Raw genomic sequence first — 14,049 nt, 5'->3', positions numbered from 1 at the left:
CGCTCAGGAGCGGGACCGCAGCTGCGGCAGGATCTGCTCGGAGTACAGCCGCAGGAACCGCTCCTGGTCCGGGCCGGGCGCGTGGAAGACCAGGTGCTTGAAGCCCATGTCCAGGTACTCCGCGACCTTGGCGGCGTGCTCGGCCGGGTCGGAGGAGACGATCCACCGGGTGGCGGTCCGCTCCACCGAGAGCGCGTCGGCCAGGCGCTGCATCTCGATCGGGTCCTCGACGCCGGTCTTCTCCTCCGGCGAGAGCGCGAGTGCGCCCCAGTAGTGGGTGTCGTTGCGGGCCCGCTCGATGTCGTCGTCGAACGACACCTTGACCTCGATCATCAGGTCCACATCGTCGATCTTGCGACCGGCCTTCTCAGCGCCCTCGTTGACCGCCGGGAGCAGCGTGTCGGTGTAGAGCCCGTGCCCCTTGCCGCTGGTGGTGATGAACCCGTCGGCGATCCGCCCGGCCAGCCGGGTCGCGGCCGGCCCGGACGCGCCGATGTAGATCGGCACCGTCTGCTCCGGCTTGTCGTAGATGGTGGCGTTCTCCGTCCGGTAGAACTGCCCCTCATACGTCACCCGGTCCTCGGCCCACAGCTTCTTGATCAGCAGGACCGCCTCCTTGAGCCGGGCGAACCGCTCCTTGCCGTCCGGCCACCGGGTGCCGAGAAGCACCTCGTTGAGCGACTCGCCGGAGCCGACACCGAGGATCGCGCGGCCCGGGGCCAGACAGCCCAGGGTGGCGAACGCCTGCGCGACCACGGCCGGGTGATAGCGGAAGGTCGGCGTCAGGACGCTGGTGCCGATCAGCACCCGCTCGGTCCGCGCCGCGAGCGCCCCCAGCCACGGCAGGGCCGCCGGAGCGTGACCGCCGTCATGTCGCCACGGCTGCAGGTGATCGCTGACGAAGACCGAGTCGAAGCCCAGCTCCTCCGCGAGAATGCCGTACTTGAGCAGCTCAGCCGGCGCGAACTGCTCCGCCGACGCCTTGTACCCGAAGCGAATCATGAACGAAGACTAACCCGCTTGCCGGTACGCCTTTCCCGCCTCGGTCGGGCTGTCCGAGTCGCGATAGAGCCCGAAGTCCACGCTGTCGCCCACCGCGGGCAGGCCGAACCAGGCGTACCGCTCGACGTACGCCCGTTTCTCCAGCCCGGCGGTGGCGCCCCGGATGAAACGGACCTTCTGGGCGTCACTCGGGTAGCGGGGCGCGCCGCCGAAGTTCATCAGCCCGAACTCGGTGATCCAGATCGGCTTCCGGTAGCGCTTGTGCACGGCGTCGACGTACCCCAGGAACTGGTTCACCGAGGCGGCGCTGAAGTCCGAGCCGTACCAGTGCAGGGCGATCGCGTCCACCCGCAGGTCCCGCTGCTCCGCCCCGGTCAGGAACCGGTCCAGCCAGCCGCCCGGGGTGTCCCCGCCGAACGCCACGGCCGGGCTGACCAGCCGCATCCCGGTGGCCTGCAGCCGGGGCCAGGCGTCCAGCGCGGCCTGCACGGTCATGTTCGACTGCTCGGCCAGATCCGGCTCGTTGAACCCGAGCAGCACGTCACCCTCGGCCTTCGCCTTCCTCAGGGTGGCGTCGTTCACGTCCTTCGCGCCCCAGATCATCGGCACGAACTCCACCCCGGACGGGCCGGGCACCTCGTCGTCGTGCGGCGCCCAGTCGTAGTACCAGGACGCGCCGACGTCCCTCAGCGCGCCCTTCGACCCGGCGAACCTCCACACGCCCACCCCCTTCTTCGCCGACGACGCGGCGGGGGCCGGGGCCGGGGTGGCCGAACGGGCCGGCTCACCGGCCGGCTTCACCGCGGCGGAGGTGGTGGCCGGGGCCGACGGCGCGGCTGCGGAGGGCGACACCGCCGGCGAGGCGGGGGCCGAGGTCCGCGGGGCGATCACGGCCGCGGGCACCGGAGGTTCCACCGATTGCCGGTACGCGCCGACCGCCACGCCGGCACCCGCGATCGCCGCCGTGGCGACCACTCCGGCGACCAGCTTCGGCAGCATCGAGGCGCCCGCTTTGACAGCCGTGGCGGTGCCCTGGGTGGGGACGGCGCCGGTGGGCGTACCGGCAATCGGGGTGTTGATCGGGACGGGGCCGACGGCGGAGCCGAGGCCGGCCGGCAACGGGACCAGCGCCATGCCGGCCAGCAACCGCTCCGCCTCGACCATGTCGTGCCAGGCCGTGGCGCAGTGCCGGCACTCGCGGGTGTGCCGGGCGATCCGCTTGCGCCAGAGCGCGCCGGGCCGGCCGTCCCAGCCGGTGAGGACCAGGGTCAGCTCCGGGCAGAGTGGTGGGCGCAGCGCCCGGACCACCACCCGGGCCGTCTCCAGCTGCGCCTTCATCCGCTGGATCCGGACCGCGGCGTGCTGGCGGGTCAGCCCCGACGCCGCCACGATCTCGTCCCTGGTGAGTTCGCCGGACGCCTCCAGCCACCAGAGCGCGAGCAGTTCCCGGTTGTCCTCGTCCAGCCAGCGGGTCGCCTCGGCGGTCTCCCGGCGCTGACCGGACAGCTCCAGCCGGGTGATCGCCAGATCGGTGAAGTCGGCGCCCGGGTCACGCAGGTCCGGGTCCAGGGGATCGGCCGGCGGCCGCCCGCGGAACCGCTCGCGCACCTGGCGCACCGTGATCGCGACCAGCCAGGACCGGAAGGCGGCCGGGTCGCGCAGCTCACCGAGATTGCGCAGGACCCGGATCATCACCTCCTGGACCACGTCGTCGACGTCCGCGTGCCCCTCCAGGGCCCGGCCGGCGATGGTGTAGACCAGCGGCAGGTATCCGGCGACCAGCCGGTCGACCGCCGCCGGATCACCGGCACGCGCGGCCGTAACGGTCGCCACATCAGGTTGCCCCACCATCGGTCCGCCCTCCTCATCGGCGCTGGTCCGCGCCGATCAGGGAGACGGATCACGGGGCACATGGATAACACGAAACGATCGCCTGATCCCAGCCGCGCGGTTAGCCGGGCCCGGGAGCGGGCACAGAAGGGCCATGCGTATGTCGGTCCGCCTGAATCTGCCCCGCGAGGTGGACAGCGTGCCCGCCGTGCGCCGGCTGTTGCGATGCGCCCTGACGATCCTGCGAGTGGATCGCCAGGCCGGCGCCGATCTGGAGATCGCCCTCACCGAGGCGTGTGCCAACGTGGTCAAACACGCCGCCGGGGCCGAGAGCTTCGAGGTCCACCTCGACGTGGCCGAGGACCACTGCTCCATCGACGTGGTCGACGAGGGTTCGGGTTTCGACCCGTCCGCGGCATCCACACCCTCGCCGGACAGCGAGCGGGGACGCGGGCTGCTTCTGATCAGGGCGCTGGGCGAGAACGTGCGCATGCACTCCAGCCCGCGCAGCGGAAGCCTGATCCACTTCGAGAAGTCCTTCGCCTGAGAGCCCACGCCGGTGTCGCCCCTCGGGTGGGGGGTGACACCGGCGCGCCATTGCTTGCCGTATAACAAATATCGCAATCGTCGACCCCACAGATCGTCGCCTGTCGGGAAGGAGTCCGTCATGTCCGATCAACCGGCCCCCCTCGGCTCCCTGCTGAGGGCCGCACCACCGGACCGGCTGCCCGAGGTGGCCGCCGACCACCTGCGCCGGCATTACTCCGCGGAGTCCGTCGAGGTGCTGGTGCCCGATCTGACCAGCACCCGGCTCCAGCCGCTGCTCGCCCCCGGCGAGCCGGCCGGCGACCGGGCCCTGCGCTGCTTCGGCAGCCAGCGCCCGGACACCAGCGCCGGGCCCGCGCCGGCCCGGCTGTACCTGCCGCTGAGCTGCTGGGGCGAGCGGGTCGGTGTGCTCCGCCTGGATCTGCCCGCCCCGCCCGGCGCCGAGACCACCGACCGGCTCGCCGCCGACGCCGACGACCTGGCCGTCGCCCTGCGCGCGGCCCGCGACACCACCGACCGCTACCTGCGCGAGCAGCGCCGGGCCCGGCTCACCATGGCCGCCGAGCTGCAGTGGGACCTCCTCCCCGGCCGGTCCCTCGGGGACGACCGGTTCCTGGTGGCCGGCCAGCTGGAACCGGCCTACGACGTGCACGGCGACCACTTCGACTGGGCCCTCGACGGCGACCGGCTGACCGTGACCGTGCTCAACGGGCACGGCGACGGCATGGAGGCGGCCCTGCTGACCGCGGTCGCCGTGAACGCCATGCGCAACGCCCGCCGCTGCGGCGCCGACATCGTCGAACAGGCCGAACTCGCCTCCGACGCGGTGCACGCCCGGTATGGCGGCGCCGCCCACGCGGCCACCCTGCTCTTGGAGATCGACCTGGTCAGCGGCGGGGTGTCGGCGGTCGACGCCGGCTCCCCGCACTGCCTGATCGCCCGCGCCGGCGAGACCGAGAAGGTCCCGCTCGAACAGCAGCTGCCGCTCGGCATGTTCGGCGAGGCGCACTACGAGATCCAGCGGTTCTCCCTCGAACCGGGCGACCGGATGCTGGTGGTCAGCGACGGCGTGCACGCGGCATCACCCGGCGGGCAGTCCCGATACGGCGAATCCGCGCTGCTCAGCGCACTTCGCCGGACACGGTTGCAGCCGGCCACCGAGGCGGTCGGTACGGTGATGCGGGGCCTGCGCGACTACCATGCAGGCGTCGAACCGGAGGACGACGCGGTCATGGTCTGCCTTGATTGGCGGCGTTGACGTTTGAAGCCTCCCGTTCCGGGTATGCGTTCAGGTTCACGGGCACGTCACCGCAACGGCGGTCACGTCCGCGATCGGCGAGGACGACGGGAAGTCGGGATGGAGCGTGCCACCGAGGTCGCCGCGGCTGTCGAGTCGTCGGTGGACTCACTCGTGGCTGTCCTCGAACGGGCCAGGCTGGCACAGCAGCCCACGATCCCACCCGCCCAGTTACGGGTGCTGTCCATCGTCGAGGGCAACCGGCACACCAACATGAGCCGGCTGGCCGAGGCACTCGACGTGGTGCCCTCCTCGGCCAGCCGACTCTGCGACCGGCTCGAAGCCACCGGCCTGCTGCGCCGGGTCGCCGACCCCAGGGACCGGCGCGAGGTCCGGCTGCTGCTCACCCCGGCCTCCCGCCGGCTGCTCGCCGACCTGCGGGACCGCCGCCGGGAAGCCCTCACCGAGGTCCTGGATCGGATGCCACCGTCCGCCCGGCAGGATCTGCTGCGCGCCCTCCAGGCCTTCGAGAGCGCCGCGACCGTGCGGGACGAGCCGGAAAGCGACCGGCAGACCGCCTGAGACCGCTGCTATAGGCTGCGGCGATGCGTATCGGCATCGTGATTCTTCCCGACCAGCGCTGGGCCGAGGCCGGCCGGCGCTGGCGGCTCGCCGACGAGTGGGGCTTCGACCACGCCTGGACCTACGACCACCTGGGCTGGCGCGACCTCGTCGACGGGCCCTGGTTCGACGCGGTGCCGACCCTGACCGCGGCCGCCGCGGTCACCACCCGGATCCGGCTCGGCACCTACGTCGCCACCCCCAACTTCCGGCACCCGGTGCACTTCGCCCGGGAGACCACCGCCGCCGACGACATCTCCGGCGGGCGGCTGATCCTCGGCCTGGGCGCCGGCGGCACCGGATTCGACTCGGCCGTCCTCGGCCGGCCCGAGATGACCCCGCGCGACCGGGTCGGCCGCTTCGCCGAATTCCTGGAACTCCTCGACACCATCCTGCGGCAGCCCGCCACCACCTGGACCGGGACGTGGTATTCGGCGGTCGACGCCCGCAGCATCCCCGGCCCGGTCCAGCAGCCACGGCCGCCGTTCGTGGTCGCCGCCAACGGGCCCCGCGCCATGCGCCTGGCCGCCCGGCACGGCGACGGCTGGGTCACCACCGGGCCGCAGGCCGAGACCGCCGAGGAATGGTGGCGTGAGGTCGCGGCCATCCACGGCCGCTTCCAGGACGCCGTCGGCGCGGTCGGGCGCACCGGGCCGGTGGACCGCTACCTCAACCTGGACACGTCGCCGGTCTTCTCCCTGAGCAGTGTCGGCGCCTTCACCGACGCGGTCGGCCGGGCCGCCGAACTCGGCTTCACCGACGTCATCACGCACTGGCCCCGGGAGTCGAGCTGGTACGCCGGGGACGAGAAAGTGCTGGAGGCGGTAGTGGCCGAACTGCCGCGCCTCCAGCAGGATTTCGGGTAAAAACGCTTTCCGTCCAATTCGGAGTGGGATTTGTCACCCGGGCACCGCCCGGGGACACCCCGGCGCACACCCGAATCGCGGCGCCAACGGCCGCCCACCCGATTCCCACGGTCCGGCGGCTGCCGCACCGCTTCCCGCGACCATGGCGACTTCCGGTAACCCGCCGATCGGAGGCCGGGATCCCGCGACTCGGCCGTCTCAAAACCGCGACTCGGCGTCTCAAACCGCGACTCGGCGTCCCAAAACCGCGACTCGGCGTCCCGGAACCCGCGACATGGTGTCTCCGGAACCGCACGCGCACCGTGCCGGTGGAAGGGGCTCCGGCACGGTGAGAACGGTGCGAATCAGCGGCCGTGCGCCGCCCGGTAGGCACTGCTGACCTCTGCCGGAATGCGGCCCCGCTCCGAGATTTTGTGCCCGTTGCGGATCGCCCACTCACGGATCAGCCTGTTCTCGTCACGGGAACCCGCGGTGCGCACCGGCGCCGCGCCACGCGACGGGATACGCCCCGAGGTGGTGCGGCCCAGACGAGTGCCGGCACTGATGAACGGATCCAGCGCCTTACGAAGCTTTCCGGCATTGGCCTCGGAAAGGTCGATCGTGTAGCTGACGCCATCGAGACTGAACTCGACCGTCCGATCCGCCTTCTTGCCGTCCAGATCGTCGATCAGGGTGGTGATTACCTGCCGCGCCATAACGACTCCCGAGAAGAATAAATCAACCGCGCCCAGTCTTGCGCGGGACCGGTCCGCGGCGCAACTCCTGCCCGCGATCCGGCAATTCTTTCCACCCGGTTATCGGAATGGCAACCGCCCCCTTTTCGGCCGGGCAATCCGGGAAAGCCCGGTTGACCGAGGACGGGAGTCTCGCGTTAGGGTCGGCGCCATGCAGGACGAGCAGGCCGCCTGGCGGGAAGAGCAGCGACGGGCCGTCGCCGTCCGCGCCGCCGCGCTCGAAGCGGACCGGGCCGCGGAGGCGCGCAAGGCCGAGGCGATGCTCGACGACTTCGTCCGCCGGGCCGCCGAGGCCGGGATCCGGGCGCGGGTGCTCACCGCGCGCAGCCTGGACGGCCGGTCCACCTACAAGACGCACATCCGCGGGTGGTATCTGAAGTCCGACCGCTCGGTCGCCGTCGGTGAGGACGGGGAGTTCTACGTGCTCACTGTGGCCCCGTCGCTGCGGGCCCGGTTCGCCGGAGCCGACCTGTCCCCGAGCGTCGCCCGGCTGGTCATCGGCGCGGGCGGCCGGGACGGGGAGTCCATCCCACTGCCCACCCTGCTGGAGCAGCGCCTGGCCGCCGGGGAGCACTGGCCGTGAGAGCACTCGTGGCGGGCTCGGCCGCCGTCCTGCTCGCGGTGCCGGTGTCCACCCCCGCCTCCGCGGCCCTACCCACCGCCCACCACGCAGCGTCACCCCTCGCCGGTGCCTCCCTTTCCGGCGTCTCCCTCGCCGGTGCCTCCCTCTCCGGCGCCCACCTCGCCGGCGCCCACCTCTCCGGCGCCTCCCTCGCGGGGAAGGCCGAGGTGCCCTGTCCCAAGCCCAGGATCGCCAAGCCGAGTGCCCCGCCCCGGCCGGTCCCGCCGGCTGACGATCCGGAGGACATGGCGGTCGGTGGTGAGGCTCTCGCCACCCGCGGTCTGGTCGTGCCGGAGGGCAGCCGGGCCGCCCCGTCGATCACCGCCACCACCTGGCTGGTCGCCGACCTGGACACCGGCGAGGTGCTGGGCGCCTGCGGGCCGCACGTCCATCAGACCCCGGCCAGCGTGCAGAAGATGCTGCTGGCCGCGACCGCGATCGACCGGCTCGACCCGGCCGAGAAGGTCACCATCACCCGCGGCGACCTGGACATCGAGCCGGGCAGTTCAGCGGTCGGGGTGGTCGTCGGCGGCAGCTATCCGATCTCGACACTGTGGCTGGGCCTGCTGCTCAACTCCGGCAACGACGCGGCCAACGCCCTCGCCCGGATGGCCGGTGGCGGCGGCACGGACGGGGTGGCGAAGACGGTGGCCGCGATGAACGCCAAGGCCGCGTCGATCGGGGCACGGCAGACACACGCGGTCACTCCGTCCGGGCTGGACGGCAAAGGCCAGTTCACCAGCGCGTACGACCTGGCCCTCATCGCCCGGGAGTGCTTCGCCAGCGACGACTTCCGTAAGTACGCGCTGACCGAGACGGCGCGGATGCCAGGCCAGAAGAAGCCGAAGGTCGGCGGCTTCCAGTTCCAGAACGAGAACAAGCTGATCTACAACTATCCCGGAGCGCTGGGCGGGAAGACCGGGTTCACCACGCTGGCCCGGCACAGCTATGTCGGCGCGGCCACCCGGGACGGCCGGACCCTGGTGGCCACCCTGCTCGGCGCCGAGGCCCGGCCGAAGCGCGGCTGGGAACAGGGTGCCGCCCTGCTCGACTGGGGTTTCGCCCTGCCCAAGGGGTCCTCGGTCGGCAAGCTGGTGACCCAGGAGGAGGTGGCGGCGGCCGCGGCGTCCTCCGCACCGGCCGTCGCAGCGAAGCCGGCGGGCACCGGCGCTCAGGCCGCCGGACCCGGCGGCCCCACCGGTTTCACCGTGGCCGCGGCGGTCGGGGTGGCCGGCATCCTGACGGCGACACCCCTGCTCCTGCTGTTGACCCAGCGCCGTCGCCGCCGCCTCAACCGGGGCTGACACCGAGCACGGACGAAGCGTGCCAACCTCCGGCGCGATTCGCACCACACTGCGGCACACTCACGGGCGCCGCAGACGCGTGCCACGCTGCGGCACGAATCGCACCACACTGCGGCACACTCACGGCCACCGCAGACGCGTGCCACGCTGCGGCACGAATCGCACCACACTGCGGCACACTCACGGGCGCCGCCGACGCGTGCCGCGTGGCGGCGCGGATCGCGCCGGTGCGCGGCACGCGCGGGGGGCTAGGCGAAGGCCAGGCCGAACAGCCAGATCACCGCGATCAGCAGGGCCGACGCCAACTCGACCAGCAACGAGAGGCCGACCGCACCGATCGCCGAGCGGGTCGACGGCCAGGCGCGTTCCATGCCGAGCCGGTTGAGTTCGACCAACCAGACGCCGAGCACGAAGCCGAGCACCAGGCCGGCGACCGGCACCACGAAGAAGCCGATCACGCCCAGCACCCCGCCGAGCAGGATCGCCGAGGTGGGCACGGTGTTGCGCAGTTTCTTGCCGGGCCACAGGAACTTGACCACGATCCCGATGCCGAACACCACGGTGGCCAGCACCGCGACCAGCAGCCGGGATCCGCCCGCCCCGTCGCCGAGCAGCGCCCAGAGCAGCACTCCGGACCAGGTCAGCACCAGGCCGGGGAGCACCGGCACCAGCACGCCGATCACCCCGGTCAGGATCACCAGGCCGGACAGGATGGTGATGGCCGTACCGGTGTCGCTCAATCCCATGCGGCCACCATGCCGTACCCGCGCAATAACCCTCAACCGGGCCCCTCCGCCGCCGATGGAAGGCCATCGCCGGAGCGGTCCGGCCGAAGCAACCGGTACGCAACTGCGTGTGACCGGAACGTGCACCCTCCGGAGCTGAATCTTCTTCCTGTCAGCCGGTGCCCATCCAGCCAAGGGGCGCCGACGAGCAACCGGGGGAACGAACATGACCAGCACCGTGACGACCGCTGCCGACCTCACCGCCGACACCGCCACCGCCACGCCCGTGCTCACCGAGCGGGAGCAGGAGGAGCTGATCCGCCAGCACATGCCGCTGGTCGGTCACCTGGTGCGGGACATGCTGAGCCGGATCCCGAACCACATCCACCGCGACGACCTGACCAGCGCCGGCCTGCACGCCCTGGTGACCGCGGCCCGCGGCTGGGACCCGCAGCGTGGTGTCCCGTTCCACCGGTTCGCCGGCACCCGGATCCGGGGCGCGCTGCTGGACGAGCTGCGCGCGCTGGACTGGGCGACCCGTTCGGTGCGGTCGAAGGCCCGCAACACCGACGTCACCCGTCAGCAGCTGACCACCACGCTGGGCCGGACGCCCACGCCGGAGGAGCTGGCCCAGGCGCTCGGCACCACCACGTCCGAGCTGCACCAGACCGACACCGACGTGCAGCGGGCGACGGTCCTGTCGCTGCAGGGGTTCACCACCAGCAGCGCCGACGACCTGGTCACCGAGCGTGAGCCGGGCCCGGAGGAGATGCTGCTGCGCCGGGAGCAGATCGGCTACCTGCACCACGCGATCGGCTCGCTGCCGGAGCGCCTGCAGACCGTGGTGACCGAGTACTTCCTGCACGAGCGCCCGATGGCCGAGATCGCCGTGGACCTGGGTGTCACCGAGTCGCGGGTGTCGCAGCTGCGCGCCGAGGCGCTGTCGCTGCTCAAGGACGGCATGAACACGCACCTGAACCCGGAGATGGCGCCGGTTCCGGACAACCCGGAGAGCATCACCGCCCGGCGCCGCGCCAACTACTACGCGAACATCGCCAGCAACACCACCATGCGCAGCCGGCTGGCGATGACCAACGCGCACGGGCACACCGCGTTCGGTCACGGCCGCCGGCCCGCCACCGCCGCCTGACGTTCAACCCCTCATCGAGCAACCCCTCATCGAGTACGGGTACCGGCCCGGCGTCCCCACGGATGCCGGGCCGGTTCCGCTGTCGTCCGGTCAGCCCAGTTCCAGGGTGGTGATCCCGAAGATCCCGGTCCGGTCGATCTCGGGGGCGCCACCGCTGTACACCCGTACCGTGTCCCAGACGGGTTTCAGTCCGGCCCGCTCGGCCAGCCGGTGGGCCGCCGGGTGGGGCGCGGGCACGTCGAGGATCACCGGCACCTCGCCTCCGGGCATCTCCCGCAGGGCCGCCAGCAGGGTCTCGGCGATCTCCGGGGTGTCGGCGAAGAGCGGCCCGATCCGGTCGGCGTCGCCGGCCGGCCGGCGGGCGGCGAAGCCGACGATGACACCGGCCCGCCGGGCCACCACCGCACGCCGGCCGGGGGCGGCGATCCACAGCGCCAGGAAGGTGTCCCGTCCGGCCGGGAAGAACCGCCTGTCGTACGCCGCCAGCTCGTCGAATCCGGCCCCGCGCGCGTCGGTGACCTCGATGCCCGCGCTCCGTTCGGCGCCGGACGGCTCGCCCTGGTATCGGGTGGTGCGCCAGGCCTCCTGGAGGCCCGATCCGCGGTAGGTCTCCAGCCGGGCGACCGCGCCGTCGTGCCCGATGCTCCGGCCGGACAGCCGGGCGACGCCGGCCTGCCAGGTTCGGCGCCCGTAGCCGTTGCCGCGGAACTCCGGGACGGTCAGGTGGAGTCCGAGGAAGCCGTGCCGGTCCCCGTACCGGATGGCGGCGATCGCTGAGACGGGTTGCCCGTCGAGCCTGCCGACCAGGAATCCGCCCGGGTCGACGGGGTGGAAGACGGTCTCGTCGCCGTCTCCCGGGTTCCAGCCCTCGGCGGCCGCCCATCCAGCGATCAGCCGCACCTCGTCCGCACTTGCCGCGGACACCTTGAATTCAGCCACCCGGAGACCCTATGCGGACATTACGGACAAAAGCTGCTTAAATCCCCCGACGGCGTGTGGCAGCCGCCGGGGGACACCTCGTCAGGCCAGCGAGGACAGCACCTTCGGCAGGTCGGCGGTGTGCAGCACACCCAGCCGGCGGGTGGCCCGGGTGACCGCCACGTACAGGTCGGACAGACCGCGCGGCGACTCGGTGATGATCTCGTCCGGGGCCACCACCAGCACCGAGTCGAACTCCAGCCCCTTCGCCTGGCGCACCGTCATCAGCACCACGTGGTTGAGCAGGTCCGGCTGCTCCCCCACCGCGGCACCGGGCACCGCCGCCACCAGCTCCGGCCCGAGCACCCGCTCCAGGCTCTCCGGGACCAGCACACCCAGGCGGCCCTCCTCGATCAGGGCGGCCTCCTTACGTACCTCGGCGATCAACTGAGCGGCGAGATCAGCCGGCGTCACCCGGCGGGCCCACGGGGTCACCCCGGCCGTCCGCACCGACCGGGGTGGCCGCAGCGCCGGGTCGACGGCGGCGAGCACGTCGGCCGCCACCGCCATCACCTCGGCCGGCGTCCGGTAGTTGACGCTCAGCTCGACGAGGCGCCAGCGCTGCGCCACGTACGGCTCGAAGACCTGCTCCCAGGTGGTGGTGCCGGCCAGTTCCGAGGTCTGCGCGACGTCACCGACCGCGGTGATCGACCGGCTCGGGCAGCGGCGCATCAGCAGGCGCCAGGCCATCGGCGACAGTTCCTGGGCCTCGTCGACGATCACATGACCGAACACCCAGGTACGGTCGGCGGCGGCCCGCTCGGCAGCGGTCCGGGTGTCGATCACCTCGTGCCGCTCGACGAACGCCCCGGCGTCCACCACGTCCAGGGCGGACAGGATCTCGTCCTTCTCCGAGCCCTCGTCCTCGAAGTCCAGCGACCGGGATCCCTCGACGATCTCCAGGACGCCTTCGGCGTACTCGATGGCGGCTTTTCTCTGCCTCTGCCGCTCACGGACCTTGAGCGTGTCGTCGACCCCGAGCAGCTCGGCCAGCTCGTCCAGCAGCGGGACGTCGGCCGGAGCCCAGCCGGCCGAGCGATCCCGCAGCAGGGTCGCCGGCAGACCGGCCGACTCCAGGCGGTCGGCGTCGCTGAGCAGGTCACGGAGGACCTGACGCGGGGTCAGGACCGGCCAGAAATCAAAGAGCACCTGTTGTACGTCGACGTCCTCGCGCAGTTCCCGGCGGGTCTCCGCGAGATCGGCCTCGGACAGCAGGTTGTCCCCACCGAGCGGGTCGGCGCCGATCCGCTCGGCGATCTGCTGGGAGAGCTGGTGGATCGCCTCGGTGACGAAGAGCTGCCGGGCCACGTTGTGCGGGCGGCCGGAGCGGCGGGCCACGGTCCGGGCGGCCAGCAGCACCTCCCGCTCGATCCGCAGCGGGTACCCGTCGTGGTCGACCTCGACGAAGTCGTCGGGCAGTGTCTGCCGGTCGGCGACCGCGTTCTCCAGCGCGTCCAGCATGTCCAGGCCGCCCTTGACCGCGGCGACCTCGGGCGGTTCGGCGGCGTGCGCCCGCAGCCCCGGAAACATGTCGCCGAGGGTGGCCAGCAGCACACCGGTCTCGGCCAGGCCGGGCAGCACCTGGGAGATGTAGCGCAGGAAGGTGGTGTTCGGCCCGAGGATCAGCACACCGGTCCGGGTCAGCTGCTCGCGGTAGGTGTAGAGCAGGTAGGCGGCCCGGTGCAGGGCCACCGCGGTCTTGCCGGTCCCCGGCCCGCCCTGGACGACGAGCACCCCGGGCAGCCCGGAGCGGATCACCTCGTCCTGCTCGGCCTGGATGGTCTCGACGATGTCGCGCATCCGGCCGGTCCGGTTCGCGGTCAGCGCGGAGAGCAGCGCGGCCTCGCCGGTCACGTCCTCGCGCCCGGTGCCGTCGCCGGCCTCGATGTCGAGGGTCTCGTCGTCGATGCCGGTGAGCACCCGGCCCCGGGTGCGCAGGTGCCGCCGGCGGGTCACCCCGTCCGGGCTGACCGCGGTGGCCAGATAGAACGGCCGGGCCGCCGGGGCACGCCAGTCCACCAGAAGGGGGTCCTGGTCGCGGTCCTCGGCGAAGAGCCCGATCCGGCCGATGTAGCGGGGGTTGTCGGCGCTGAAATCGAGCCGGCCGAAGCACAGCCCGTTCTCCACCGAATTGAACTGCGCCAGCTGCTCGGCGTAGTGGCTGCGGGTGGCCTCCCGCTGGGTCCGGCCCTGCGGAGTGCCACCGGCCTCCAGCAGGATCGCGCGCAACCGCTCGTCGGCCTGCTCACGCAATTGATCCAGTCGCTGGTAGAGCGTGGTCAAGTACGCCTGTTCGGAATCGATGTCGGCGTTTGAGCTTGACAAAGTCGCCCCTTTTCGTGCTATCATTCCGGCAATCTGCGAGGATCTCGGGCAACCATTCATATGGTTGCCTTTTTGTTTGCCGCAAAGCATTCGGCAAACGACCAGAATA

General features: G+C 71.9%; 13 protein-coding genes. 7 read left to right on the top strand and 6 right to left on the bottom strand.

Annotated features, from left to right (window positions below):
• Positions 1-3 precede the first annotated feature (3 nt).
• Complete coding sequence (gene fgd / locus ACQ0O7_RS02325) at positions 4-1,002, bottom strand: glucose-6-phosphate dehydrogenase (coenzyme-F420) (protein ID WP_430780047.1); 999 nt, start codon at positions 1,000-1,002, stop codon at positions 4-6.
• A gap of 9 nt (positions 1,003-1,011) precedes the next feature.
• Positions 1,012-2,853, bottom strand: a complete 1,842-nt coding sequence (locus tag ACQ0O7_RS02320; protein ID WP_430780046.1) for a sigma-70 family RNA polymerase sigma factor — start codon at positions 2,851-2,853, stop codon at positions 1,012-1,014.
• A 133-nt stretch (positions 2,854-2,986) separates the two neighbouring features.
• On the opposite strand from ACQ0O7_RS02320, the gene ACQ0O7_RS02315 reads away from it, so the two are divergent.
• From ACQ0O7_RS02315 to ACQ0O7_RS02300, 4 genes are all read left to right on the top strand, one after another.
• On the top strand, positions 2,987-3,379 hold the full coding sequence (locus ACQ0O7_RS02315; RefSeq protein WP_430780045.1) for an ATP-binding protein: 393 nt from the start codon (positions 2,987-2,989) through the stop codon (positions 3,377-3,379).
• A 120-nt stretch (positions 3,380-3,499) separates the two neighbouring features.
• Positions 3,500-4,636 (top strand): PP2C family protein-serine/threonine phosphatase, encoded by a 1,137-nt coding sequence (locus ACQ0O7_RS02310; protein WP_430780044.1) that lies wholly within the window; start codon positions 3,500-3,502, stop codon positions 4,634-4,636.
• A 99-nt stretch (positions 4,637-4,735) separates the two neighbouring features.
• Positions 4,736-5,197, top strand: a complete 462-nt coding sequence (locus ACQ0O7_RS02305; RefSeq protein WP_430780043.1) for a MarR family winged helix-turn-helix transcriptional regulator — start codon at positions 4,736-4,738, stop codon at positions 5,195-5,197.
• 23 nt (positions 5,198-5,220) lie between these two features.
• Positions 5,221-6,102 (top strand): LLM class flavin-dependent oxidoreductase, encoded by an 882-nt coding sequence (locus ACQ0O7_RS02300; RefSeq protein WP_430780042.1) that lies wholly within the window; start codon positions 5,221-5,223, stop codon positions 6,100-6,102.
• Positions 6,103-6,446: 344 nt separating this feature from the next.
• Here the strand turns inward: ACQ0O7_RS02300 and ACQ0O7_RS02295 are convergent, their stop codons facing one another.
• Positions 6,447-6,797: a histone-like nucleoid-structuring protein Lsr2 gene (locus ACQ0O7_RS02295; RefSeq protein WP_430780041.1), complete on the bottom strand. Its 351-nt coding sequence runs from the start codon at positions 6,795-6,797 to the stop codon at positions 6,447-6,449.
• A gap of 190 nt (positions 6,798-6,987) precedes the next feature.
• Here ACQ0O7_RS02295 and ACQ0O7_RS02290 point away from each other — a divergent pair, with 190 nt between their 5' ends.
• Both ACQ0O7_RS02290 and ACQ0O7_RS02285 read left to right on the top strand, forming a co-directional pair.
• The gene (locus tag ACQ0O7_RS02290) at positions 6,988-7,419 is read left to right on the top strand and encodes a hypothetical protein (protein WP_430780040.1); all 432 of its coding nucleotides are present in this window, start codon (positions 6,988-6,990) and stop codon (positions 7,417-7,419) included.
• Positions 7,410-8,762 carry a pentapeptide repeat-containing protein gene (locus ACQ0O7_RS02285; protein ID WP_430780324.1) on the top strand — a complete coding sequence of 451 codons (1,353 nt, stop codon included), beginning with the start codon at positions 7,410-7,412 and terminating at the stop codon, positions 8,760-8,762. Before ACQ0O7_RS02290 ends, ACQ0O7_RS02285 begins: the two co-directional genes overlap by 10 nt.
• A gap of 248 nt (positions 8,763-9,010) precedes the next feature.
• On the opposite strand, the gene ACQ0O7_RS02280 is transcribed toward ACQ0O7_RS02285, so the two are convergent.
• Positions 9,011-9,508, bottom strand: coding sequence for a DUF456 domain-containing protein (locus tag ACQ0O7_RS02280; protein ID WP_430780039.1), 498 nt, complete (start codon positions 9,506-9,508; stop codon positions 9,011-9,013).
• A 205-nt stretch (positions 9,509-9,713) separates the two neighbouring features.
• On the opposite strand from ACQ0O7_RS02280, the gene ACQ0O7_RS02275 reads away from it, so the two are divergent.
• Complete coding sequence (locus ACQ0O7_RS02275) at positions 9,714-10,637, top strand: sigma-70 family RNA polymerase sigma factor (RefSeq protein WP_430780038.1); 924 nt, start codon at positions 9,714-9,716, stop codon at positions 10,635-10,637.
• Between the two features lie 90 nt (positions 10,638-10,727).
• On the opposite strand, the gene ACQ0O7_RS02270 is transcribed toward ACQ0O7_RS02275, so the two are convergent.
• Complete coding sequence (locus ACQ0O7_RS02270; RefSeq protein ID WP_430780037.1) at positions 10,728-11,576, bottom strand: GNAT family N-acetyltransferase; 849 nt, start codon at positions 11,574-11,576, stop codon at positions 10,728-10,730.
• Positions 11,577-11,657: 81 nt separating this feature from the next.
• The gene (locus ACQ0O7_RS02265; RefSeq protein ID WP_430780036.1) at positions 11,658-13,964 is read right to left on the bottom strand and encodes a HelD family protein; all 2,307 of its coding nucleotides are present in this window, start codon (positions 13,962-13,964) and stop codon (positions 11,658-11,660) included.
• Between the last annotated feature and the right edge of the window lie 85 nt (positions 13,965-14,049).

It is taken from the genome of Actinoplanes sp. G11-F43, from assembly GCF_050589265.1.
Classification (GTDB): domain Bacteria; phylum Actinomycetota; class Actinomycetes; order Mycobacteriales; family Micromonosporaceae; genus Actinoplanes.
Note: the sequence above shows the minus strand (reverse complement) of the source record. Positions and strands in the feature narration are given on the sequence as shown.